The sequence below is a fragment of the Pedobacter kyonggii genome (assembly GCF_004310665.1).
Taxonomy (GTDB): domain Bacteria; phylum Bacteroidota; class Bacteroidia; order Sphingobacteriales; family Sphingobacteriaceae; genus Pedobacter; species Pedobacter kyonggii.
This window is the reverse complement of the sequence record NZ_SIXF01000010.1, coordinates 137,835-162,934: the sequence shown is the minus strand read 5'-3', so window position 1 is coordinate 162,934 and position 25,100 is coordinate 137,835. Positions and strand designations below refer to the sequence as shown.

General features: G+C 38.3%; 21 protein-coding genes. 7 read left to right on the top strand and 14 right to left on the bottom strand.

All coding sequences use genetic code 11. From position 1 onward, the window contains the following. Positions 1–101: 101 nt before the first annotated feature. The 5 genes from EYS08_RS12695 to EYS08_RS12675 form a co-directional block, all read right to left on the bottom strand. A complete protein-coding gene (locus EYS08_RS12695; protein ID WP_131030389.1) occupies positions 102–1,352 on the bottom strand; it encodes a metallophosphoesterase in 1,251 nt (416 codons plus the stop codon). A gap of 59 nt (positions 1,353–1,411) precedes the next feature. Beyond that, the gene (locus tag EYS08_RS12690; RefSeq protein ID WP_131030388.1) at positions 1,412–2,161 is read right to left on the bottom strand and encodes an AAA family ATPase; all 750 of its coding nucleotides are present in this window, start codon (positions 2,159–2,161) and stop codon (positions 1,412–1,414) included. A gap of 5 nt (positions 2,162–2,166) precedes the next feature. After that, positions 2,167–3,654, bottom strand: coding sequence for a sigma 54-interacting transcriptional regulator (locus tag EYS08_RS12685; protein ID WP_131030387.1), 1,488 nt, complete (start codon positions 3,652–3,654; stop codon positions 2,167–2,169). 159 nt (positions 3,655–3,813) lie between these two features. Beyond that, a complete protein-coding gene (locus EYS08_RS12680; RefSeq protein WP_131030386.1) occupies positions 3,814–4,911 on the bottom strand; it encodes a vWA domain-containing protein in 1,098 nt (365 codons plus the stop codon). A 315-nt stretch (positions 4,912–5,226) separates the two neighbouring features. Continuing rightward, positions 5,227–6,108, bottom strand: coding sequence for a carbohydrate kinase family protein (locus EYS08_RS12675; protein ID WP_131030385.1), 882 nt, complete (start codon positions 6,106–6,108; stop codon positions 5,227–5,229). A 93-nt stretch (positions 6,109–6,201) separates the two neighbouring features. On the opposite strand from EYS08_RS12675, the gene EYS08_RS12670 reads away from it, so the two are divergent. Further along, the gene (locus EYS08_RS12670; RefSeq protein ID WP_131030384.1) at positions 6,202–6,627 is read left to right on the top strand and encodes a YybH family protein; all 426 of its coding nucleotides are present in this window, start codon (positions 6,202–6,204) and stop codon (positions 6,625–6,627) included. Positions 6,628–6,870: 243 nt separating this feature from the next. On the opposite strand, the gene EYS08_RS12665 is transcribed toward EYS08_RS12670, so the two are convergent. From EYS08_RS12665 to hemW, 7 genes are all read right to left on the bottom strand, one after another. Then, positions 6,871–7,485, bottom strand: coding sequence for a sugar O-acetyltransferase (locus tag EYS08_RS12665; RefSeq protein ID WP_244215944.1), 615 nt, complete (start codon positions 7,483–7,485; stop codon positions 6,871–6,873). A gap of 105 nt (positions 7,486–7,590) precedes the next feature. After that, on the bottom strand, positions 7,591–8,469 hold the full coding sequence (locus tag EYS08_RS12660; protein WP_029274179.1) for a cupin-like domain-containing protein: 879 nt from the start codon (positions 8,467–8,469) through the stop codon (positions 7,591–7,593). 128 nt (positions 8,470–8,597) lie between these two features. After that, positions 8,598–9,383, bottom strand: a complete 786-nt coding sequence (locus EYS08_RS12655; protein ID WP_131030383.1) for a DUF3050 domain-containing protein — start codon at positions 9,381–9,383, stop codon at positions 8,598–8,600. A gap of 81 nt (positions 9,384–9,464) precedes the next feature. Next, positions 9,465–10,346: a cupin-like domain-containing protein gene (locus tag EYS08_RS12650; protein WP_131030382.1), complete on the bottom strand. Its 882-nt coding sequence runs from the start codon at positions 10,344–10,346 to the stop codon at positions 9,465–9,467. 321 nt (positions 10,347–10,667) lie between these two features. Beyond that, entirely contained in the window at positions 10,668–11,219 is a 552-nt protein-coding gene (locus EYS08_RS12645; RefSeq protein ID WP_131030381.1) for a fasciclin domain-containing protein, read from the bottom strand. 325 nt (positions 11,220–11,544) lie between these two features. Further along, entirely contained in the window at positions 11,545–12,327 is a 783-nt protein-coding gene (locus EYS08_RS12640; protein WP_131030380.1) for an SDR family oxidoreductase, read from the bottom strand. A gap of 95 nt (positions 12,328–12,422) precedes the next feature. After that, positions 12,423–13,556, bottom strand: coding sequence for a radical SAM family heme chaperone HemW (hemW, locus tag EYS08_RS12635; protein WP_131030379.1), 1,134 nt, complete (start codon positions 13,554–13,556; stop codon positions 12,423–12,425). Positions 13,557–14,069: 513 nt separating this feature from the next. Between hemW and EYS08_RS12625 the strand changes: the two genes are divergently transcribed. The 6 genes from EYS08_RS12625 to porN all read left to right on the top strand — a co-directional run bounded on the left by EYS08_RS12625 (position 14,070) and on the right by porN (position 20,723). Further along, positions 14,070–15,047 (top strand): DUF4271 domain-containing protein, encoded by a 978-nt coding sequence (locus EYS08_RS12625; RefSeq protein ID WP_131030377.1) that lies wholly within the window; start codon positions 14,070–14,072, stop codon positions 15,045–15,047. Between the two features lie 14 nt (positions 15,048–15,061). Next, a complete protein-coding gene (locus tag EYS08_RS12620) occupies positions 15,062–15,832 on the top strand; it encodes a uroporphyrinogen-III synthase (RefSeq protein ID WP_131030376.1) in 771 nt (256 codons plus the stop codon). A gap of 225 nt (positions 15,833–16,057) precedes the next feature. Then, on the top strand, positions 16,058–17,383 hold the full coding sequence (porK, locus tag EYS08_RS12615; RefSeq protein WP_131030375.1) for a T9SS ring complex lipoprotein PorK/GldK: 1,326 nt from the start codon (positions 16,058–16,060) through the stop codon (positions 17,381–17,383). Positions 17,384–17,422: 39 nt separating this feature from the next. Continuing rightward, the gene (gene porL, locus EYS08_RS12610) at positions 17,423–18,226 is read left to right on the top strand and encodes a type IX secretion system motor protein PorL/GldL (protein WP_131030374.1); all 804 of its coding nucleotides are present in this window, start codon (positions 17,423–17,425) and stop codon (positions 18,224–18,226) included. 42 nt (positions 18,227–18,268) lie between these two features. Further along, the gene (porM, locus tag EYS08_RS12605) at positions 18,269–19,801 is read left to right on the top strand and encodes a type IX secretion system motor protein PorM/GldM (RefSeq protein WP_131030373.1); all 1,533 of its coding nucleotides are present in this window, start codon (positions 18,269–18,271) and stop codon (positions 19,799–19,801) included. A gap of 7 nt (positions 19,802–19,808) precedes the next feature. Then, entirely contained in the window at positions 19,809–20,723 is a 915-nt protein-coding gene (porN, locus tag EYS08_RS12600; RefSeq protein WP_131030372.1) for a type IX secretion system ring subunit PorN/GldN, read from the top strand. A gap of 103 nt (positions 20,724–20,826) precedes the next feature. Here porN and uvrC read toward each other — a convergent pair whose 3' ends face one another. Then, positions 20,827–22,629 carry an excinuclease ABC subunit UvrC gene (gene uvrC / locus EYS08_RS12595; RefSeq protein WP_131030371.1) on the bottom strand — a complete coding sequence of 601 codons (1,803 nt, stop codon included), beginning with the start codon at positions 22,627–22,629 and terminating at the stop codon, positions 20,827–20,829. Positions 22,630–22,824: 195 nt separating this feature from the next. Beyond that, the gene (locus EYS08_RS12590; RefSeq protein WP_131030370.1) at positions 22,825–25,044 is read right to left on the bottom strand and encodes a transglycosylase domain-containing protein; all 2,220 of its coding nucleotides are present in this window, start codon (positions 25,042–25,044) and stop codon (positions 22,825–22,827) included. Positions 25,045–25,100: the final 56 nt, after the last annotated feature.

The following is a 25,100-nucleotide window of genomic DNA, read 5'->3' as shown; positions in this document are numbered from 1 at the left end:
GGAGAAATCTATGGGTGATTTACTTACATATTTTTATAGATTTCTCCATTTCGTTGCACTTCATCCGATAGCTATCGGATCGAAATGACGAGTTTTATTTACTATGCTCTTTTTAAAGTAAATATTGTAATCTCAGGTAAAATACCAACCCTACCCGGATAACCTAAAAAGCCATAGCCTACATTAACATAAAGCTGTTGTTTTTGCTCCTGGTATAAACCCGCCCATTCTTTATAAATGTATTGTACCGGGCTCCATTGAACCTCTTTGAAACGAACGCCAAACTGCATTCCATGTGTATGGCCACTGAACATCGCATCTATTTGCGGGTATTTCTTTAGAACCTCTCCACGCCAATGCGAAGGATCGTGACTAAGCAAAAGTTTAACTGGTAAATCGTCTGTATGCTGAACTGCAAGCTCCATTTTTCCATATTTAGGGAAACGGCCCATTCCCCAGTTTTCGATACCTAAAATTCCGATTTCTTCTCCATCTACTTTTAATCTCCTGTTTTCGTTCATTAGTAAATTGTAACCCATTACTTTATGCACATCAACCATATCTTTCAGGTTTTTTACCTTGGCAGGAGAAGATTCTTTGCCAAAAAAATAATCACCATAATCGTGGTTTCCCAATGTTGAATATACACCTAGAGGTGCTTTTACTTTCGAAAATATATCCTGATAATCTCTTACCTCGTTGGTAAGGTTATTCACTAAATCGCCGGTAAAAAAAACGAAATCGGGTTTCTCGCCCAATAGCATTTCTACACCGCCCTTTACGGCTGTTTTGTTGTAAAAGCTTCCAGAGTGGATATCAGAAATCTGCCCCATGGTAATGCCGTCAAAAGCTTTGGGTAGGTTAGGGAGGATTAAATTTACCCGTCGCACCTGATAATCGTATGCGCCAGAAATAATGCCCCAGCTTAATGAAGTTAAGGGTACTGCTGCTGCCACCAATCCGGCTTTAACCAGAAACTCAGAGCGTGAAATGGGTTCTGCTGTTGTATTTTGTGCCGTTGAGCCTTCACTTTTTTTGTTCCTCCTGAAAATTTTAATGAATAACCTTCGTAAATCATCCAAGATCAAAAATGGGAGCATAGCCATTTTACAGGCAACGGTTAAAAAGAAGGCAACCAAAATAATGGCCCTTAACGTAAGGAAAAGGTTGAGGTATATTCCACAGAAAACGCCGAAAATCAAAAGCAGGTTATAACTCCAATACGCAATGGCAAATACTTTTTTAGTAGTCGGTTTCCATTTTTTAAAAACAGCAATAATGGCTTTGTAACAATAAATGTCAAAAGCAATGATAAATATGCAGGCAGCAATGATGAAAGGTAGTCTTCCCATACAATCGGGTTATTCGAGTTAAATTAAAAATTTAGACAGGTTTGTTTGACCTGTCTAAATTAAGTATTTGAAGTAAATAAATTATCTAATATTCGTTGAGGGTGATCTAAAAAAGCTTTATAAACTCGATAAACTTCCGATTCCTCGTATTTAACCTTAGCTATCTTATTTTCCGACATTTCGTATATCCAGGCATTGGGATAGGACAATAATATCGGAGAGTGGGTGGCGATGATGAATTGGGCATTTTTATTTACCAAATTATTGATTTTGGATAACATGGCAATTTGTTTTGTAGCCGAAAGGGCCGATTCAGGTTCATCCAGTATATAAACACCATGGCCACTAAAACGATTCATAAATAGCGACCAAAAAGATTCTCCGTGCGATTGTTCATGTAAAGAAATGCCTCCATAAGAATCTATTATTTTAGGTGAAGAGAAGGGTTCTTCATCAAGTTTGTCAATCTCGCTGGCAACATTGTAAAAACTCTCCCCCCTTAAAAAATAACCATCTTTAATTTGTTTAAATCCTTTGGTTATACTGAGGAAGTTATGCAATGCAGAATGTGTTGCTGTGCTTTTAAAATTGAAATTTTTACCTCCACCCTCTGCATTGAAACCAAGATAAACTGCAATAGCTTCAATCAAAGTTGATTTTCCAACCCCGTTTTCGCCGGTAAAAAATGTAACATTAGGATGGAAGTCTAACTTTTCAAAAGATTTTAAGCATGGAATATTAAACGGATATCCATTAGGAAGGTGCTCTTGTTTTAACTTTAGCGATAAAAGATATCCGTTAAACTCCATTAATTTTATCTGAAATCGTCTTCATCCTCTTCTTCGTCAAATTCGGCGTTAAATAAACTGCCAAACATATCAGCGAAACCAAAGCCACCGTTTAAATAATTTTTGCTCAATTGCGAATATTCAGCTAAACCATGCAGTACGAATTCCATTAACAATAAAGTTTGATTTTCGCTTAATTTAGGATGAAACTTCTTTACCAGATCGTATAAACTTGGCACCAGCATCAGCGCTTTTTTATACTGTGCATTGGTTAAAGTATCAGTAACATCTACATTGTTGCCTTCTGTAAACCATTCAGTTACTTCAGTATAAGGATTTGCCGTTTTGCTTTTCTTTGCCTTTTCTGGATCTGGGAAGTAACGCGCAAACAACGTTTTAACTGCTTTCCCGATTAAGGTTGTGGCTACATGTGCTGGCCCTTCCAGTTCGCCTTCGTAAACCAGTTCTATTTTGCCGGTTATTGCCGGGATAATTCCCGCAAGGTCAGATAAACGTACAAAAGTATTTTTCTCGCCTGCAATCAGCATTCTTCTTTCAGCCGTGCTGATTAAATTTTCATAAGCAGAAATGGTTAACCTGGCTGAAACACCTGACTTTTGATCGATATATTCACTTTTACGTGCCTCAAAAGCAATCTGCTCGATTAAATCCTTTACCAATCCATCGGCCTCAATATTGGCTTTTTGATCGGGGGTTAATTTTGCCTCCTGAAAAGTAATTTTGCGCGAAATTTCGATGGTTTTAGGGTAGTGTGTCAAAATCTGACTTTCAATCCTATCTTTCAACGGTGTAACAATGCTTCCACGGTTGGTATAATCTTCTGGGTTTGCGGTAAATACAAACTGGATATCCAGGGGTAAACGCAGTTTAAAACCGCGGATCTGAATATCTTTCTCCTGTAGCATGTTAAATAATGCCACCTGAATACGGGCCTGTAAATCCGGAAGTTCGTTAATCACGAATATGCTGCGGTGTGCACGCGGAATTAAACCAAAGTGGATTACACGCTCATCATTATAGGTTAATTTCAATGTTGCGGCTTTAATGGGGTCAACATCGCCAATTAAATCGGCAACAGTAACGTCGGGCGTGGCCAGTTTTTCGGTATACCTTTCGCTACGGTGCAACCAGGCAATTTCAGTATCATCTCCTTTTATGGCAATTTCGTTTTTCGCGTACCATGAAATCGGGTTCAAAGGGTCATCAAAAATCTCACTTCCGGCAACATATGGCACATATTCATCCAGTAGGTTTACCATTAAACGGGCAATCCGTGTTTTTGCCTGCCCACGTAAACCTAAAAGTAAAATATTGTGGCGTGATAAGATTGCGGTCTGTAACTCCGGAATAACGGTTTCATCGTAGCCGATAATGCCCTCAAATTCAGTTTTTTTATCGCGGAGAACTTTAATCAGATTTTCCCTAAGCTCTTCTTTTACAGATCTCGATTTATATCCTGTGGTTTTTAATTCGCCTAATGTGGTGTTTTGCATCTTTTAAAATAGGTTTAACGTTTAGGGTTTAGGGTTTAAGTTTGCGGCACGCAACATCAATCGCTAAATCTTCCCTGGTTTAAATGTTTTCTAAGACTTGTTAGATAGGTCTTTTCGGCTTTGGGTTTTACCTTAACCTTCCACCTTTTACCCTCTACCTTATTTAACTGTCTTACGTCTGTTTTTAATGTAATCTTCAAAAATGTATTCTCCCAAGCCATTTAGCGAGCTATAAAAAGCCCTGCCGCCATTAATTTCGGTAAACTGGCGCACAAACTGTTGCAGGTAAGGGTCTTTGGCAATCATAAATGTAGTAATCGGAATCTTTAGGCGCTTACATTGGGCAGCCATGTTTAAGGTTTTATTAATTACCTTTCTATCCAAACCCATGCTGTTTTTATAGTACTTGCCATTTTCTTTTAAGCAGGTTGGTTTTCCGTCGGTAATCATGAAAATCTGCTTATTATGCGTTTTTCTTCGACGTAGTAAATCAGCAGCCAATTCTAATCCCGCATAGGTATTGGTATGGTAAGGGCCAACCTGTAAATAAGGTAGGTCTTTCACGCTAATTGGCCAGGCGTCATTACCGAAAACCACAATGTCTAAAGTATCTTTAGGGTATTTCGTTTTAATCAGCTCGGCCAAAGCCATCGCAACTTTTTTTGCAGGGGTAATCCGGTCTTCACCATATAGGATCATCGAGTGCGAAATATCGATCATCAATACGGTAGATGTTAAGGTTTTAAAATCCTTTTCCTCTACTTCCAGATCGCGATCGGTTAAGGTGAAATCGCCAATACCGTGGTTGATCTGCGCATTGTGGATAGAAGCAGTCATATCAATCTGATCTAAACTATCCCCAAAACTATATTCGCGTCTATCGGCATTTTTCTCTTCGCCAACACCCGATTGGTTACTGTTGTGGTTTCCCCGTCCTGATTTTTTTAGTTTCCCAAAAATTTCATCAAGGGCCGATTTGCGGATGGTCTGTTCGGTTTTGGCTGTTATTTTAAATTCCCCAGATTGATTGTCTTCCGTAAGATAACCTTTGTCCTTCAGGTCGTCGATAAAATTACCAATGCCATAATCATTATTGGTTAGTTTATATTGCTTGTCGAGCTCATTCAGCCAGCTTAAAGCCTCTGCTGCATCTCCAGCTGTATAATTCAGCAGTTCGCTAAATAATTTCAGCAACTCATCGAACCCACCCTTTGGCGTATCGCCCGGCTTATAATCAGAAAAACGAAAACCTCTCATGTGCTTGTATTAACGATTTATCGAAGATAAAAGTTTCGCTTTGCATTAATTTAAGCGTGGTGTCATATTTGGAGACAAGCAGGAAGGTAAAAGCTGAAAGAACAAAGCAGATTGAATTGCCAACTGAAAACTGTCAAACTGATCTGGGCGTTCCCCAATCCCGTGAAAAATGGGAAAGGAGCGGGCTTTTTCAGGGCTGCGCTTCGCTCCGGTACCGATGAAGACCTGTGAAACAAGCAAGCATACCGTAATTAAATAAAAACAGCTGCTTAATCGGTACTGAACCCTTACAATCCCTAACGCGAAACCCGCAGCTTATCCCAATGCCATATGATAAATCTTTTTGTTGTAATTGGGGTTTGCGCCAGGCTGAGAGGCTACAAATGCCCCAACTTTGCAGGCGTTATCTAATGTGGTTTCCATAGGGTAACCCTGTAGGTAACAAGCAATAAATGTAGCCAAAAAAGCATCGCCCGCACCAACTGTATCGGCCACCTGCACCTTATAGCCAGGGTGTTTAAACAATTTGCCATCTTTTAAAACACAGGCACCTTTATCACCAAGTGTAAGGCAGATGATTTCGATATTAAACTGACCCGAAAGTTGTTTTAAAAGTTGCTCATCTGTATTACCGCTTAAGCCAAAAGATTTTTTTACCCATAAAATTTCATCTTCATTTATTTTAAGGATATCAGCTTTTGCCAAAAGTGTTTCAATTAATTCTATGGTATAAAAAGGAGCGCGAAGGTTTATGTCGAATATTTTAGTCTTGGCATTTTCTAAAAGTGTAAGAATGGTTTTTTTAGATTCTTCCGCTCTGCAGGTTAAGCTGCAATATACTAAGGCATCGGCCTGTTTTACAGCGGCTATGTTTTTATCGCTGATTTTGATGTCATCCCATGCTGCCGGTTGTTTAATCGTATACGTGGCCTGATGGTTTTCATCCAGCTGCACCACAACCGTACTGGTTGGTAATTCGGCATTTACTTGAATTAAATCAGTTGCAAAATGATTGCTGGCTAAAAAATCGAATAGCTCTTTTCCATTTTCATCATCACCAATTGCGCTAATAAAACTGCTATCTATACTTTGTTTGTGTAAATTAAGCGCAACGTTCATGCTCGAGCCGCCAGCTTTTTTACCCTCTGGGAAAACATCCCATAGTATTTCGCCAATTGTGATTACTTTATTTTGCATAGAAGATTTATAGATATGTAAATAAAGAATTTTTCCTCATGGAACAAAATAATTTGTTTCATATCTTTAATTTTTACCTCAACTTAAATAACCATGAAAAGAATACTTGTAATTGCATTGTTTTTAGTTTCCTTTAGCGCTTTTGCTCAAAATGCGAAAGATAAACAGGCCATACTTAATTTACTCGAAAAGCAACGTACAGATTGGAACAAAGGCGATGTTGAAGCCTTTATGCAGGGTTATGAAAAATCGGATAGTTTACTTTTTGTAGGTAAAAACGGACCAACTTATGGCTGGCAAAAAACCCTGGATAATTATAAAAAAGGCTATCCGGATAAATCGGCGATGGGTTTTTTAATATTTGGAATTAAAAAGGTCGATTTTTTAAAGCCCGATTTGGCTTTTGTATTGGGCAGCTGGAATGTTAAACGTGAAAAGGATGAACTTAAAGGATATTTTACCTTGTTAATTAAAAAAATTAAGGGCGAATGGAAAGTAGTTGCCGATCATAGTAGCTAAGGATGGAAGGTTTTGCTCAAATCGTAATTCTCAACTTGATTGGGAATCGTAATGCAATAAGCTTATAAAATTGTCATACTGAGCATGTCGAAGGACCTGCCATAACCCGTATAAGGCGTTTCGAAAGGCTCAACGTGACAAATTCTAATGAAACTAGATTTATAATACAGCCTCTAGAATAAATTAATGGCGATAAAATCGCTTTTTCGTGCATCCTGGTTAAAAACGGGGAAGATGGATTTCTTACTCCCCCAACTTAAAATCTTTATAATAATAATCCTTATCAGCATCTGTTAACTGGCGGATTACCCTACATGGGTTCCCTGCGGCAAAAACATTATCAGGAATATCCCTGGTTACAACACTACCTGATCCGACTACCACATTAGATCCGATTTTTACCCCTGGATTAATCACTACATTGCCGCCGATCCAAACACTATTGCCAATGGTCACTTCCTGTGCCCATTCATATTCCTGATCGCGTAAATGCGCATGGATAGGATGGCCTGCGGTATAAATAGCTACGTTTGGTGCAATGAAAACGCTATTGCCAATGCGTACCTTGGCGCAGTCTAAAATAACAAGGTTAAAATTGGCGTAAAAATTATCGCCGATTTCGATGTTGTAGCCATAATCGCATCTAAATGGAGGTTCTACATAAAACATTCTTTCTGTTTTTCCGAATAACCTTTTTAATAACTCTTTGCGTTGTTTGATAAATTTCGGTGCGAGGTTATTAAACTCGAAAACAATTTCACGCGCTTTTAATCTTTCTTTTGATAGTTCTTTGCCACCAGCCTGATAAGCTTTGCCAGCCAGCATTTTTTCTTTTTCGCTAAGGATATTATTTTCCATTTTAGGTGTCTGATTTTTTAATTCTCCGTGTTTAAACGCAATAATAATAAAAAACGGGGCTATCGTATCTGATGCCCCGTTGTATTTTACTTTTTCAATACTTTTCTATGGTCTGCCTTTGGCTAAAGCCCTTTCGGCAATTTTAACTGCTTTTTTCTCTCTCCAATGAGCGTATTTTTCTTTGAAAGTCATTTTGATTAAACTGTCTATAGCGCCGTGGGTAAATAAACTCCAAACACTGGCTACTTTGCGTGTAATTGATTGATCCCAGGCTCTTAAGCTTAAAGAGAATGAGCCATCCAGATATTTCATCCAGTGCCACATGCCGGTTGGCATAAACAAAGTATCGCCATGCTCTAAGAAAACTTCATAACCTTCGACACCATTTAGTGCCGGGAATTTTTCGAAATCGGGGTTGGCCACATCATAATCTTCTAAAGCATAAGTTGCATTTGGCAGGCAATACAATCTGTCTTTCCATTTGTTGTCGAAAAGAACGATGTGCTTTCTGCCACCAAAGTGAGTATGGAAAATATGCGGTAAATCGATATCATAATGTAAGAAGGTTACCGAGTTAGAACCGCCAAAAAACATAGCAGGCATACTTTCGATAAAACCACCCATTAAATCTTTTGGGATTTTTACATCATTAATTAAACTAGGCACTTTTTTAAACAGGTTAAAAAAGAATATACGCAGTTCAGTTGGCTCACGTTTGATTAGGTCAAGGTAATCGCCAAATTTCATATGCGCCGTAGCTGCATTGATTGGTTTAGATGGATCGGCTTTTGAGTTGTCGTAAAGTGGAACTTCAAGCTCGCCACCAATTTCCTTTAAATATTCAGTTGTCCATTTTTCTCTGGCAGGCCAGTCTTTAGTTAGGCCCCTGATTACTAACGGACGTTTAGTTTTCAGATAATTTTTCTTAAAATCTTCGGGAGTGATGCTCTCAACGATATCAACAGGTTTTAAAATGAAACTCATGCGCTTAAAATCGGTTATTTGTGCCGAACAACAAATGTGTAAATTTTATTTTACAAAATTGATGTTAACAGTTAAATGTGACTAAAATCACGTAATCTAAAATTAGTAAATACTTAACAATTTAATAATTACGCCTCAACTTTATTTTTGACAATTTCGGTATAGGCAGCGTCCCAAAGGTCGATCCTTTTCTGCAAGGCTTGTATTGTGGTTTCTTCTGCTTCGGCCCAAAAGGCTTCATTTTGTTCACAAAGCTTCTCTGTCATAGCGAGTGCCAAATGGCTGTGGTGATCACCATCTACTTCGATATGGCGCTCTAGGTAATATTTAAAGATCGAAACTTTATCAGCCTGGGTACTGTTCAGGTCATTTATCATGCTAAAAAACATGTTTGGAATTAAATCCTCACGGCCAAAAGTAAAACTTGCGGCCTGTAAATGTGTTTTTCCACTGTTGATGGTTTCGAAAGTCGCATTTACAAAATCCTTTGCCGCTGCAGGAACATCAGCTTTCGTGAAAGCTTCATTAAAACTTCTCCCGTTTTTTAGCTCCTGTAAGAAGATATTGATGGGTTTGGTATTAGCACCGCATTGATGCATGGCATCTAAATATAACTCGAAATGGCTCTTTATGGCTCCATTGGTATCCACATCCGATTCTTCACCTGTTACAATTTCATTGATCAATTGCCGGGTAACGGGATTACCTACCGGGAACCAGGGCAAAGTAGTACAGGTTAAATTAGTTTGTAGGGCTTTAAGCAGCGACATAAAATCCCAAACAGCGAAAATGTGGTGTTCCATAAAAACCCGGAGATCTTCTATTTCACTAATGGCCGAATAAACTTTATGGTTAATAATTTTTTGCCTAAGCGGCTCTATTCTTTCCTGGATTTTTATAATATTAGGATGCATGTTTGAGTTTTGTGTAGGGAGTTAAGCGTTTGGCGTCCAAACCTCATCATCCTATTTAATAGTTGTCTTTATTCTTTTCGCTTATTTTGGTAAATTCTTTTCTAGTGCTCGACTTGCTCTTTTAACTGCAAGGTTTTCTTTCCATTGCATGTACTTTTCGCGGTAATTTGCTTTCATAAAGTCGTCAAATTTACGCTGTAAAGTTAAGTTATACAAGCTTTTTGCTTTCACGGCCCAGCTTTTATCCCATGCCCTTAAACTAATTGAGAAAGAACCATCAAGGTATTTCATCCAGTGCCAATATCCGGTTGGCATAAATAAGGTATCGCCATGTTCTAAAAAGGCTTCAACGCCCTGAACGCCCTTTAAAGCCGGAAATTTATCAAAATCGGGATTCTCTACATCATAATCTTCTAAAGCATAAGTGGCATACGGGATTTGATACAAGCGTTCTTTCCATTTGTAATCGAATAAGATTACATGCTTACGGCCATTAAAGTGAGTATGGAAAATGTGTGCTAAATCAATGTCATAGTGTAAAAATGTTACTGATCCCTTACCGCCAAAAAACATATTAGGGTAGCTATCTAAAAAACCACTCATTAAGTCTTTCGGAGCGATATAATCTTCGAGTAGCTTTGGTGCAAATTTGATCGGATCGAACAAAAAGATGCGCAGGTCGGTAGGTGTTTTTTTAATCAGATCAATATAATCACTAAATTTCATTTCGGCAGCAGAGGCATTTATAGGTTTAGAAGGATCGGCTTTAGAACTGTCGTAAAGTGGTACAGTTTTATTACCAACTACTTCTTTCATGTATTCCATCGTCCATTTTTGGTAAGCAGGCCAATTTTTGGCCATATTTTTTATTACCAGTGGTTTACGTGGTTTAAGGTAGTTCCGCTCGAAATCTGATTTAGATATGTCTTCAACTACATCTATTGGAGATAAATTGAATTTCATGTTAAAAAACTATTAATACAGCAAAATTAAATAGTTAAAAACACTAAACATTACAAATGCAAAAACTTGAAAAAAAACTGACAATTCATCAAAAAAAGTCAGAAAGTATGGTGTGGTTAAATAGAAAACGCCAGTGTGATGAGGTAAGAATGCAAATGTAAAATCGCAAAGTAGCTGAGATATGTTTTCTGAGGAAATCTTTTCATGTTTTATCCGCGTTTATGAAAAGAATGAGATGGTTCTTAAGGTGATTTTTATAAAAGCAAAAACGTTCCAACAAAAGTCAGAACGTTTTACACTGATTATAAGGATATCTAAAATTTACTTCGGCATTAAAACAGTATCAATAACGTGGATTACACCATTTTTTTGGTAAACATCTGCAATAGTTACAGTGCTCATTCCACCTTTTTCGTCTTTTAGCACTAATTTTTTGCCTTCCATCCAGGCCCAAAGTTTACCACCTTGTACCGTTGTAAGTTCAGCTTTGCCGCCGCCAGCTTTAATCGCTTTTGCAATTGCTTTGCTATCCATTTTTCCGGCCACAACATGGTAAGTTAAAATGGTAGTTAGGGTGGCTTTGTTTTCTGGTTTAACAAGATTGTCTACCGTACCGGCAGGAAGTTTATCAAACGCAGCGTTTGTTGGTGCAAAAACAGTAAAAGGACCAGTACTTTTTAAAGTTTCAACTAAACCTGCAGCTTTAACTGCTGCCACCAAAGTAGTGTGGTCTTTTGAATTTACTGCATTGTCTACAATATCTTTAGTTACATACATGGCTGCGCCACCAACCATTGGGTTTTTTTGAGCGTAAACTTGAGTGGTGAATGCCATGGTAATTACGGCAAATGCGGATAAGATTAAATTTTTCATTATTTCTAATTTTTAAGTTTCTGTTATTTGATTCCATTTACGATGGCTTACAGATACTTGGTTTTTAGAAATAAAAAATAATTTTTAATGTGTTGATTGTTAGTGTTTTAATTTTTATTTTTTTGATTTGTAAAGATACGATAGCGGTTCTTCGGGTCGGCTAGTCCCGTTTTTCGCTTAATCTTTTGGCTATTCTTCGACTACGCTCAGAATAACGCCAAATGGATATCGCTTTAACCGGGTTTATTTAACCAAGGATCTGGCCTAACTACAGGTCTTTACAAACTTCGCTGGTCACGCTTAGCGCCAACCTCAAAACGCAGTGCTAGTTCACCTTCGCCGTTCTTACCTTTTTAGAAAAAAGCTTTGGGAAAAAGCGTTTCAATAATACTGCTCTGGTTTCTTTTCCGCCAATATAAACCTCTTCTTTTTTGTTGCTAATAGCTTGTATAATTTGTTTTGCACATTCGACAGGAGTCATGGCATTTTCGTGTGCATCACCCATTTTATTTAAGGGCTTACCATCGGCGGTAAGTGCATTGTAGGTTACATTTGTTTTGATAAAACCTGGGCAGATTATGGTAATATCGATGTTTTTATCGTAAACTTCCGATCGGATTGAATCGAAGTAACCATGTAGCGCATGTTTTGATGCCGCATAAGTAGAGCGGAATTTCGTGCCGAATTTTCCAACGAGGCTACTAATTACAGCTATCTGTCCACCACCATTGGCGATCATCAAAGGCACAACCGCTTTGCTCAGTACAACTGTTCCCCAAAAATTGGTGTCCATAATTTGTTGTTCTGTTTGCAGGTTGGTTTCGAGCGCTAAACTTCGCTGACTTACGCCGCCGCTATTGATCAGTAAATCTATTTTTCCAAAAATACGGATGGCATCGGCAGCTTTGTTTTCCAGTGTAGTTGTTTCACTCAAATCGAATGGTAAAACATGTACATTAAAAGAGTTTTGGCAGTTTCCTTTTACCCTGAACAGCTCATCACGGTTTCTTCCCGAGATAATCAGTTTATTGCCTGCTTTAAAATATTCATATACCAAGGCCTCACCAATACCTGACGATGCACCTGTAATCCATACAATTTTTGACATATATTTTAATTAATTATTGAATGATTGAGTTTTGAATGAGTGAATGTTTTGATCGCTAAATCAGTCATTCTCTAATTCAATCCTTCTCAATTCACTCATTCATCTCCTACAATAAATAATTCCGAAGCAATATGATCAGCAAATAATTTTCCGTTTTGACTTAAACAGATTTTATCTCCGTCAATTACTAGCCAATCTTTATCCTCGAAATTTTTAAGGTTGTGTTTTGTTTCTGCTAAAAAGTCTTTCCCGAAATCGGTATTTATTTTTTGTAAATCAGTTCCCCACATGGTTCTGAGCGAAGTCATGATGTATTCGTTAAATCTGTCGTTTAAATTTAACTCCTCAACAATTTCAGGGAGTTTGTTATGCCCTAAAGTTTCTATATACAAAGCATTATTCGCTGGGTTCATGTATCTGTTTTGGCCATTAAAACCATGTGCCGATGGGCCAATGCCGATATAATCTACGCCTTTCCAATAATTGGTGTTGTGCACGGCATAGTGGTTTGGCCTGGCAAAATTCGAAATTTCGTAGTGTTCAAATCCGGCGTTAATCAGTTTATCCATTAAAATTACAAACTGAGCTGCACTTTGGTTATCGCTTACGGGCGTTTGTTTTTTGCTTTTTATGGCATTAGCTAAAGCTGTTCGGGGTTCTACCGTGAGCGCATAGGCCGAAATATGTGGAACCTCGAGCTCAATTGCTTTTTGGATATTATTCAGCCATTTTTGATCGGTAAGTAAAGGATAACCATAAATTAAATCGAGGGTTAAATTTTCAAAACCGGCGTCCTGACTTCTTCTGATGCAATCTTCTGCTTCCTGGGCCTGGTGTGCCCGGTTCATCCAGATCAGATCTTCATCATAAAAAGATTGAATACCAACGCTAAAGCGGTTAACAGGTAACTGTTTTAGCTCTTTTAATTTCTGGGCGGTTAAATCATCGGGATTAGTTTCGATGGTAATTTCAGCATTTGCATCAACCGAAAAAGTGTGATTAATGGCATCGAAAATCTTTTGTAAAGCTGCCTGCGATAAAATAGAGGGTGTTCCGCCACCAAAATAAATGCTTCCAACCTGTCCGCTAATCCTGTCTTTCTTCATGTTGATCTCCCTACAGATCGCATCAACCATTTCATCAGCATATTTTAAAGAAGTGCTGAAATGAAAATCGCAATAGTGACAAGCCTTTTTACAGAAAGGGATATGAATATAGATACCAGACATTGCCGCAAAGATAGTGAAGTTAGGTTTTCTTTATTGTCATAATATTTAGTTAGGTAGTTTGAAAGGTTGCATAAATTTTAGGATAACAAGAAAGTAAAGCTATATATTTACTTTTTATTGTTTTTGTAAAGCAATAGCTTTACTCCCGCTACTAGTTGAATGAATGACACTACTTCCGCATTTCTTTGCTACTGTAGTTTTTTAAGTATCTTTTCCCATCTTTATTACCATCCCAAACGTTTGTGACGGCTGAAATTTTATGTGGAAGTTCTTTCTGTTTAACAATCTGGATTTTTGCGATCCTCCTAAAGATTTTGTTCCATCGCCTTTTATCTAGCTTTTCTGAAGTTGCAGTTGTTATTCCGAATATTGGCGTTTTCTTTTTTGAATTGGACATTGTTGAATGCATGCTATTTTTGCATTATTGCTAAAGTTATTAATTAATCCATTTATTTTCTTTAGGTAAACAATGATTATTCGACTACTTTTGCATCTTAAGTTTTGATTTACAGCATGCCGAAATTTATTTTCTTTTTGTTCACGTTTGTATGGTCTGCTAATTTTGCAGCAGCACAAGAAATTCCTGTTCAAACAGATAGCGTAGCGGTGAATCAATATCGATATCGAAGATACCGGCCCGATTCGGCAACACTTGCCAGACAGAAATTTTCGACCGATTCGCTTGTTCACCATACTTGGGTGCTTCCCGATAGTTTAATTAATAAGGGGGCTTTGCTCGATACCATCGAAAAGGAATATCTTTTTCCTAAACTCGATCTACTGGCTTGGCAAAAGAAATACCAGCATTTAAAGAAAAAAGCAAATCCCTATCAACTAGGGACAAAAATCCCAAAAGGCAATGTTGGTTTGCTTGGATTTATTTTTGGTATGCTTATCATCTTTGCCATTCTAAAAAATGCTTTTTCGAAACAATTATCGGCAATCGTTCAGTCGTTTTTCAGCAACAGGATTTTGAACAATATTAACAAAGAAGATAACCTGTTTAGTTCGTGGCCATTTTTGTTGCTTTTTGTGCAGTTTGGTTTCGTTTTTGGAATGTTCTTTTTTCTGGTAGCGCAGTGGAATGATATGTATCAGGCTAAAGATGGGTTTAAGTTCTTTTTTAGTATATCGATTACCATAATTGTTTTTTATGCCCTTAAACTGGTTCTTTTACGCTTTTTGGGTTATCTGTTCAATGTGCAGAAACCGGTAGGCGAATATATCTCAATTTTGTACCTCAGTTACTTCAATGCATCCCTACTATTTATTCCTTTAGTAGTTGCTTTCGCCTTATCGCCACTTAAATACGGTGGGGTTTATATCGTGTTGGCATTCTTACTGTTAGGCATTATTTTTGCTTTTCAGCTACTGAGGGCAGGTATAACAATACTTTCTAATAATAAGTTTTCTAGAATGCATTTATTTTTGTACTTTTGCGCCCTCGAAATATGTCCTATCCTAATACTAATTAAAACGATAGGACTGTAGCAGGAAAAAGGAAAATGCAAGAAAAGAACGACTCTAGAATCCGCAAAGTAAAAAGTATTTTGGTTACTTTACCAAAACCTGAAACAGAAAAATCTCCTTACTACGATTTGGCCAAAAAACACAACTTAAAAGTTGATTTTAGGTCCTTTATTCATGTTGAAGGTGTGCCCGCAAGAGACTTTAGAAAGGATAAGATTAACCTGGCCGATTTTACGGCAGTAATTTTTACCAGCCGTAATGCAGCAGATCATTTTTTTAGAATCTGCGAAGAAATGCGTTATGAAGTGCCGGCAGAACTGAAATATTTTTGTCTGTCTGAAACTATTGCATTGTATCTGCAGAAGTATATTCAGTATAGGAAGCGTAAAATCTTTTTTGGTAAACAAACTGCAGCAGATTTAGCAGAGGTGCTAAAGAAACATGCAAACGAGAAGTTTTTATATCCTTGCTCTGATATGGCTACCGAAGACACGATGAAGTTCTTGGAAAAAAGTGGATATAATTTTACCCCCGCAGTTTTATTTAGAACGGTAGTGAGCGATCTATCTGATTTAGCTGAAGTATTCTACGATGTTATTGCATTTTTTAGTCCCTCAAGTATCCAGTCGTTATTTAAAAATTTCCCTGATTTTAAACAGAATAATACCCGGATTGCTGCTTTTGGAACCAACACGAGTAAGGCTTGTTCGGATATGGACCTGATAGTGGATATTGCTGCACCAACCCCTGGCGTTCCATCTATGACGATGGCTATTGAAAATTACATCAAAATATCTAACAAATAATACGATAAATAATTTATTTTAAGTCAATACAATAAATGCGTAACTTTACTGTTGATAAGAGAGTTACGCATGTTGTTGCACAAGATATAAGGCTGTTGGAGAAATGTTAACCTAACTTTAATTGCCTTTGGGTGATGATTTAACGTAAAATATTTGCTTTTGTTGATAATTTCAGTGATTTTTGATAAAATTGCTCCTAATCGTGCTGTGCACACTATAAAAAATATGAAGAAAATCTACCTTCTAGCTATTGTAGGTATAACTGTAATGCTAGCAAGCTGTGGTCATGGCGGCCAAGGCGAGCTGGTTGGTGCTTATAACCGAAAATTCAAAAACGATAGAATCCCGCTAGGAATGGTTTATGTGCCGCCAGGGCATACTCCACTGGGAGGATCGGATGAAGATATTACTTTCTCTCAGAACGGGCCAAGTAAAATGGTTACCATTAGCGCGTTCTTTATGGACCAGACCGAGATTTCAAATGCAGAATACCGCCAGTTTACCAACTGGGTACGCGATTCGATTGCAATTGTGATGATGGGCAACCCTCAACAATTTATGGTTACTCCTAAAGGAAATGCCGCAAATGCTGTTGGTGGGGATAAATACATCGACTGGAAGAAAGTTGGACCAAACGGTGCCAACATCTGGCGCAATAAAGGTAGGGGTGCAGCTGCCGCTCAAGTTAGCCAGTTAGATGGCATGTATTACTCAGGATTGGACGCACTTCCAGGAAAAAAAGAACTGGATGTTCGTAAATTCGAATATTCTTATGCCGAATTAAATATGGAGAAAGCTGCTCTGGGGCATAAAGACCCAAACAGCAAACGCCAGGATTACATCGATCGTTATACTGTTGCTATTTATCCTGATACCATGGTATGGAAAACAGATTATTCTTATTCACAAAACGATCCTATGGTGCGTGGTTACTACAACCACCCTTCTTACGATGACTATCCGGTAGTTGGTGTAAGCTGGGAGCAGGCAAAAGCATTCTCTCATTGGAGAACAAGATTATATGATGGAGTTGCTACAGCAAGAAAATTGCCCGCAGGATCTAGATCAGATTATAGATTGCCAGCCGAAACTGAATTTGAATATGCGGCAAGAGGAGGCAACACCAAAACCAAATATCCATGGGGCGGTCCTTACATTAGAAATACAAAAGGATGTTTACAGGCTAACTTTAAACCAGGCCGTGGCGATTATTCGAGCGATGGGGGGATTTATACCGTAGGTGTTAGATCGTATTTCCCTAATGATTATGGTTTATACAACATGTCAGGGAATGTTTCTGAATGGACATTAACTGCGTACAATAAAGGCGCAAGTCCATTATTGCACGATTTAAACCCGAATTTTACTTATGATGCTGGTGCAACGGACAGTAAATACAAAAAGCGTAAAGTAGTAAAAGGCGGTTCTTGGAAAGACACGGGCTATTTTCTACAAAATGCTGTAGCAACATACGAATATCAGGATACACAAAGATCGTATATTGGTTTCAGATGCGTTTCATCTTATCCTGGTACCGACTTAAGACATTAACCAAACAAACTAAAAACTAAAGAAAAACATCAAAATTTTATGGCAGCAAAGAAACAACCAGGCTGGTTACACGTAGCGATTTCATGGGGAGCAAGTATTGTAATTATCGGAGCGTTATTTAAAATTCTACACATTGGTGGAATTATGGGTAACTACATGATCGGTCTTGGTCTTGGTGTAGAGGCATTTTTATTCTTTTTAACAGGATTCTTTCCACCAGAGCCAGAACCAGCTTGGGAAAGAGTTTACCCTGAATTAAAAGCAGATTTTAAAGGAGAATTACCAACGGCATCAGCCAGGCCAGTTGCAGCAACAGCGTCGAACACCGCAGCTTTAGATAAAATGTTATCAGATGCTAAAATCGGTCCTGAATTGATTGAAAGCCTAGGTTCTGGTTTACGTACTTTTGGTGATAAAGTGGCAACTATTTCTAATGTTGCAGATGCATCTACCGCAACCAACGAATTTACCGGTAAAATTAAAACAGCTTCAGCTGGTTTCGATAATTTAAGTGCATCTTTCGATAAAGCCACCGCTAATTTGAAAGCAATGGGCGAGAGCACAGTAGATTCTCAGGCTTACCACGATCAGGTTAACAATTTGGCTAAAAATTTATCAGCTTTAAATGCAGTGTATGAATTAGAATTGCAAGATTCTAGCGCGCACCTAAAATCGATGAATAAATTCTATTCAAACTTATCATTAACCATGCAGAACTTTAACGAATCGATGGAAGATTCGAAACAGTTTAAAGAAGAGGTGAATAAGTTGGCTAAAAACCTATCATCGCTTAATGCAATTTATGGCAATATGTTATCGGCTATGAATGGTCCACGTGTATAATTTGTTTAGTTTTTAATTTTTAAAGGAAAAGCTACATCAAACATGGCAGGCGGAAAAGAAACAACAAGGCAGCGGATGATCAATATCATGTATTTGGTATTGTTGGCTATGCTCGCCTTAAACGTATCAGATACCATTTTAGATGCATTCAAAAATATCAACGATAGTTTGGATACTTCTAAAAACAATGTAAATACAAGTATTAATCAGTTATTTTCTGCCTTCGAAAACTCGAAGTTGAAAGAAGAGCCAGCCCGTGCACAGCCAATTTACGATAAGGCAAAACAGGCACAGAAGGCCGCTGATGATTTGAATAATTATATTGAAAGCATTAAGAAAGAATTTACCCAGGCAGGTGATGGAATTGATCCGGAAACTGACGATTTGGTAAATAGATCAAATCAGGATATTGCACAGGATATCATGATCAATCAAAAGAAAGCAGATGAGTTGAAAAAGAGAATTAATGCCACGCGCGAAAAATTAATCTCTTTGTTAGACCCGGCTGACAGAGCGAATGTTTCATTCTCTCTCGAAGCTAAAGATCCTGCAAGAAAAAGAAAAGGAAACTGGCAGGAAACATATTTTGGTGAGGGAACACCATTAACTGCTGCAATGACGATTTTAACCAAACTGCAGACAGACACCAAAAACGCTGAAGCAGAAGTAGTTAAGAAATTGTTCGGGAATATGGATAAAGCACAAGTTAATTTGGATCAGTTTGCGGCAGTTGCGGTAGCGCCAACTTCTTATGTAATCCAGGGACAACCTTATACTGCTGAAGTATTTTTAACAGCCAGCGATTCGCGGTCAACTCCTGATATTACCGTTAATGGAAGTAAATTATCTGTTAAAGATGGTAAGGGAACTTATAGCGGTGGTACAAGTAGTGTTGGCCAGTTTACATGGGTTGGTACGGTTCGTGTTCGCCAAACCGATGGTCAGGTAAAAGAATACAAAACCCAACCACAAACTTATCAGGTAGCGAAACCATCTGCATCTGTTTCTTCAACAAAACTGAATGTAATTTATGCAGGTATTGCTAATCCATTTACGGTATCGGCTGCAGGTTTCCCACTAGAAAGTGTTCGTGCATCCATTTCAGGAGGTTCAATGTCTGGTGGTAACGGAAACTATAATGTTAACGTTCCGGGAAGCATGGTTGGTCAGGAAGTATCTATTAATGTATCCGCAAATAACGCTGGTAAAACGGTTAGCTTAGGCTCACAAAAATTCAGGGTTAAAGCTATTCCTGCTCCGGTAGCTAAGGTTGGCGGCCGCGCTGGAGGTGATGTAGCTTCAGTACAGCTAAAAAGCGAAACTGAAATTGAAGCAGATCTGGATGATTTTCCTTTCGATGTTAAGTTTAAAATACAACGTTATAAGTTAACAATTATAAAACCGCGTTCTGATGCAGTTACCATTTCTGGTAGTGGTGGAAGTTTCGCAGGTGCGGTTAAGGGTGCAATAAACTCAATTACGCCTGGTACAAGGGTGTTTTTTGAAGATATTGTTTCTGTAGGGCCAGATGGTCGTCAAAGAATTTTGCCTTCATTAGCGTTTAGCGTAAAATAAAAAGAAGATGAAAAGGATTTTAAGTATTGCTATTTTAGTTTTGTTAACCTCGTTTGCTTTTGCACAAAAAAAACCAACCAAGTTAGCACCAAAGAAAGCTGCACCAGTAGTTGCCGCACCCACTGTGGCAGATACGGTTAAAGCCCCTGTTAAAACAGCTAAAAAGAAACTTAAGGTACCACCTAAAGATGGTTTCTATGCCCGTAAGGACATTGATAGTACTGAAATGGTTCCTTTGGCAGATGTAAGAGAAGAGGATGTTTTTTATGCAAAACGGATCTGGAGAGAAATTGACTTACGTGATACGGTTAATTCAGCCTTAAAATCGCCAAAATCTCGTCTAATTGATGTATTGATTGCCGCAATTAAGAAAGATGAACTAACAGCGTATTCACCAATTGATAGTGCGTTGAACGAAGATGATGCTTTTCTCAACCCAATGTCGGCAGATTCTGCTTCCAAATCGGCTTTAGGAACAGCAGAGGTTTCGAATAACAAAACCGGAACGGTTACTACTGTAGTTAATGATTTTAACCCGGAGCTATTTCTGAAATTCAGAATTAAAGAAGACTGGATTTTCGATACCAAGCGTTCTGTTTTCGAACCGCGTATTGTAGGTATTGCACCATTAAAATACAATGAGGTTTCTAAACAATGGCAGCCAGTATTTTGGGTGTACTATCCGGAGGCTAGGGAGATTTTAACGAAGAAACGTTTGATTAATACCAATAATGATGCTTCTTCACTGAGTTTCGATGATTTCTTTATCCGTCGCTTATTCAATAGCTATATTGTTAAAGAGTCAAATCCTGGAGACAATAAAATCAGAGATATTATTGCCAATCCTAGAGAAAGGTTGTACGAATCAGAAAGGATTAAAAAATCTGTTCTTGATTACGAACAAGGTCTTTGGGAATACTAACCTTATTAAAAGGCTTCGATAATAAATCGGAGCCTTTTTTGCTATATCGTCATTTTGGCCGTGGTGTTTCAAGGAACTCCTTCTTTGATTCCTCTTAAAAGTGTTATTCCTGGTTAAAATAAGCCTGAAGGGTAATCATCTGTTTTTTATTCAGCACTTCTGCCAGTTCTTTTTCGGTAGCCTCTTTAATTTTTTTAACCGATTTAAAATGGGTTAGCAGTTTATCTGCGGTAGTTTTGCCGATACCTTCAATCTGTTCAAGTTCAGTTTTAAGCGTCCCTTGATCGCGTTTCTTGCGGTGGAAGGTAATCCCAAAGCGGTGGGCTTCATCACGTAGCTGTTGGATCACTTTTAAGGTTTCCGATTTTTTATCCAGATACAGTGGATAGGAATCGCCAGGATAGAAGAGTTCTTCCAAACGTTTAGCAATACCAATTACAGTAACTTTATTCTCTATGCCCAATAACTTTAAACTCTTCACAGCCGACGAAAGCTGCCCTTTACCACCATCAATGATGATAAGTTGGGGTAATGTCTGGTTTTCATCCAACATCCTCCTGTAACGGCGGAAAACGGCTTCTTCCATAGTAGCGAAATCGTTTGGACCCTCGACCGTTTTCACATTAAAATGGCGGTAGTCTTTTTTCGATGGTTTTGCATCTTTAAAAACAACTATCGCCGAAACTGGATATTTTCCCTGAAAGTTAGAGTTATCAAAACATTCTATGTGTTTGGGAAGCTGGGTTAAACGCAGATCTTTCTGCATGGTCGTTAAAATACGATCAGTGCGCAAATCGGGATTTAATTTTTCGTATTGATTAAGTTTCTCTTTTTTGAAGAACAAAACATTCTTTTGCGAAAGTTCCAGGAGTTTTTTCTTCTCGCCAAGCTTAGGCACAGTGAACTTTAAACTTTCATCTTCTAACGACGGCTCAAAAGGAACAATAATCTCTTTGGAGGTGCTGCTGAACTTCGTTCTGAACTCTAACATCGCCAATGTTAAAATCTCATCATCACTCTCATCTAATTGCTTTTTAACTTCGATGGTCTGCGTCTGGATAATCGTTCCGTTCATCACCTTCAGGTAATTAACAAACGCATAGCGTTCATCTGATGCAATGCTGACTACATCAACATTGGTAATGGCGCTATTTACCACAGTAGATTTGCTTTGGTATTTTTCCAGTACTTCTAATCTCCTTGCATATTGATGCGCCAGTTCGAAGTTCAGGTTTTCTGATGCCGATTTAATAATTCCTTTAACATCCCGGATTACATTTCCGATTTTGCCATTCAGGATTTCTTTAATCTCACCTATATTTTTATCGTAGTCCGTTTCGGTCTGGTAATTCTGACAAGGACCTTTACAGTTGCCAATTTGATATTCCAGGCAAACTTTAAATTTCCCTTCAGCTATATTTTTCTCCGTTAAGGGTAAACTACAGGTACGAAGGGGATAGGTTTCTTTAATCAGATCCAAAATAGTATGCATCATGCCTATCGAGCCATAAGGACCGAAATAGGTAGAACCATCTTTAATCACCTTCCTTGTCCAATAGATCCGGGGATAATTCTCGTTTTTAACAATAATCCAGGGATAGGTTTTGTCGTCCTTTAGGTTGATGTTAAATTTTGGCTGATGTTTTTTAATTAAGCTATTTTCGAGCAACCAGGCATCAATTTCCGTATCAACAATAGTGAAAGTAATTTTACGGATCTTGGATACCAGCACCCTTGTTTTGCCATTAAACTGGTTTCTGTCGCTATTAAAATATGAGCCCACACGGTTGCGCAGGTCTTTCGCCTTTCCAATATACATGAGCTTTCCATCAGCATCCCAATATTGGTAAACACCGGGTTTATGTGGAATAGCTGTTAATGCTGTTTTATGGTCGAAACTGCTCATTATTTACAAAAATAGGATTCGAGAGGGATAATTTTGATTAAGTGGACGTCGATTTAGTGTAATTTATAATTTGGACGTGTCCCTAAGCTGCGCAAAGGGTCAGGCTATCCGTTACAATCTTTTGTTGCCTTTTGGCTGCGCTAAAGGCGACACAAAAGGATTTCCACTGCTATCCTTCACGCAACCCATAAAGCATTAGAAACCCAACTTTTCATCTAATTCGGTTGCACCTTCTTCCTGCTGCTGGTATTGGTTGCAATCGTAGGTAATCGAAACACCAGATTTTGGCGCTTCAAAATCAGCATGACTAATTTTTAAGGCCGGATTGGCATATACTCTTTTGATAAAACCTGCAAAAATAGGCAAAGCGGTATTGGCACCTTCACCCTGGTTGGTACTGATAAAGTGGAATGCCCTATCTTCGCAACCTGTCCAGATACCGGTTACCAATTGCGGGGTAATGGCCATAAACCAACCGTCAGAGTTATTTTGAGTAGTACCTGTTTTAGCCCCTATGGGTGCATTTACTTTGTATTTATAATTCAACCTCGACCCAGTTCCGTTGGTTACTACACCTTTAAGCATTCGGGTCATTACATAAGCAACCTCCTCGCTCATAATCGGCTTTGGTATTTCCTTTTGAGAAAATAATACCACACCATTTTTATCTTCAATTCTTAACAAATAAATCGGCTTGGTATAGGTTCCTTTATTTGCAAAAGCGCCATAAGCCCCAACCATATTATAAATTGACGAATCGAATGTCCCTAAACAAATCGATGGAAATGCCGGAACATTAGGAATCCCCATTTTCGTGGCTAATGTAGATACCGCCACAGGACCAACCTGTTTCATTAAATAAGCGGTAACAAAGTTTTGCGAGTAAGCCAGTGCTTTTTGTAAAGTAATGCTGCCCGGTAGTGGTTTCCCTGAATTTCTTGGTGTCCATGGCTCTCCATAACCGTCAATGGTTACCGGAACGTTTGGTACAGTGTAACATGGAGAATAACCATTTTCGATCGCAACAGCATAGGTAAACGGCTTAGCAGTTGAGCCTACCTGCCTGGTTCCCATTTTAACCTGGTCGTATTTAAAATGCTCGTAGTTAATTCCGCCAACCCACGCTTTTACATGTCCGTTAGTCGGGTCCATCGTCATCATGGCATTGCGCAACAACATTTTGTAATAACGTACAGAGTCAATTGGTTTCATCACCGTATCAATATTACCCTTCCAGGTAAAAATGCTCATTTCTGTTTTGGTGTTGAAATCAGCCTTAATCTCATCATCCGATTTACCTTCCAGTTTTAACGATTTATAACGGTCAGAGCGTTTAATACCCTGTTCAATCTGTAAAGTTTTATCCTTAAATGGGTTTCTGCCTTTCCAGCTGGCGATAAACTGCGCCTGTAGCACTTTCATATATTCTTTTTGCGCTTCTTCGGCATATACCTGCATATCATAATTCAATGTGGTATAAATTTTCAAACCATCGCGGTCTAAATCGTAAGGTGTCCCATCAGGTTTGGTAATCGATTGCTCCTGAAAAATATTTTTAATATCATTTTTCAATACCGAGCGGAAATATGGTGCAATACCGTCGTTAACGGTTGCTGCATTAAAATGTAGGTTTAAGGGTTTCTCTTTTTGCTCATCAAATTCCTGTTGGGTTAGCAGCTCAGATTTAAGCATCATAGCCATTACGGTATTTCTACGGTCTCTCGAGCGCTCAGGATGACGCGTTGGCGAATACATAGTTATCCCTTTTTGCATGCCTACTAAGGTTGCTGCCTGTGTTAAGGTTAATTTATCAGGAGTGGTATTGAAATAAACCCTGGCTGCTGATTTAATACCATAAGCCTGGTTACCAAAATCGACCGTATTTAAATACATGGTAATAATTTCCTCTTTGGTATAGTTGCGCTCTAATTTAACGGCAACAATCCACTCTTTAAACTTGGTTAACACCAGGGAGAAAAAATTTAGGTTCGATTCTCTTGGGAAAAGATTTTTAGCTAATTGTTGTGTAATGGTACTTGCACCTTGTTTTTTGCCGATTAAATTGTAACCGATAATGGTGAAGGTACGCTTAAAATCTATGCCTGAGTGTTCTTTAAAGCGGGTATCTTCTGTTGCAATTAGCCCGTTAATTACATTTTCAGAAATTTCTTTATAAGTCACATTCGATCTGTTCTGAACAAAATAAGTACCTAAGGGACGACCATCCTCAGCAATAATTTCTGAAGCCTGATTACTTTTTGGGTGTTCGATATCCCTGAAAGATGGTAGGGCACCAAAAAGGCCCAAACCGATCATCGAAATGAAAATCGCAAAAAGGGCTATTCCCCCGATCAGTATTTTCCAGATGACTAAACTATATCTTTTTGTTTCTTGTGCAGAAAGAGACTTATTCATTTTGTATTGTTATTTTCCATCAATCTCCAGCATAGAAGATTTTGGATGCAAATTTA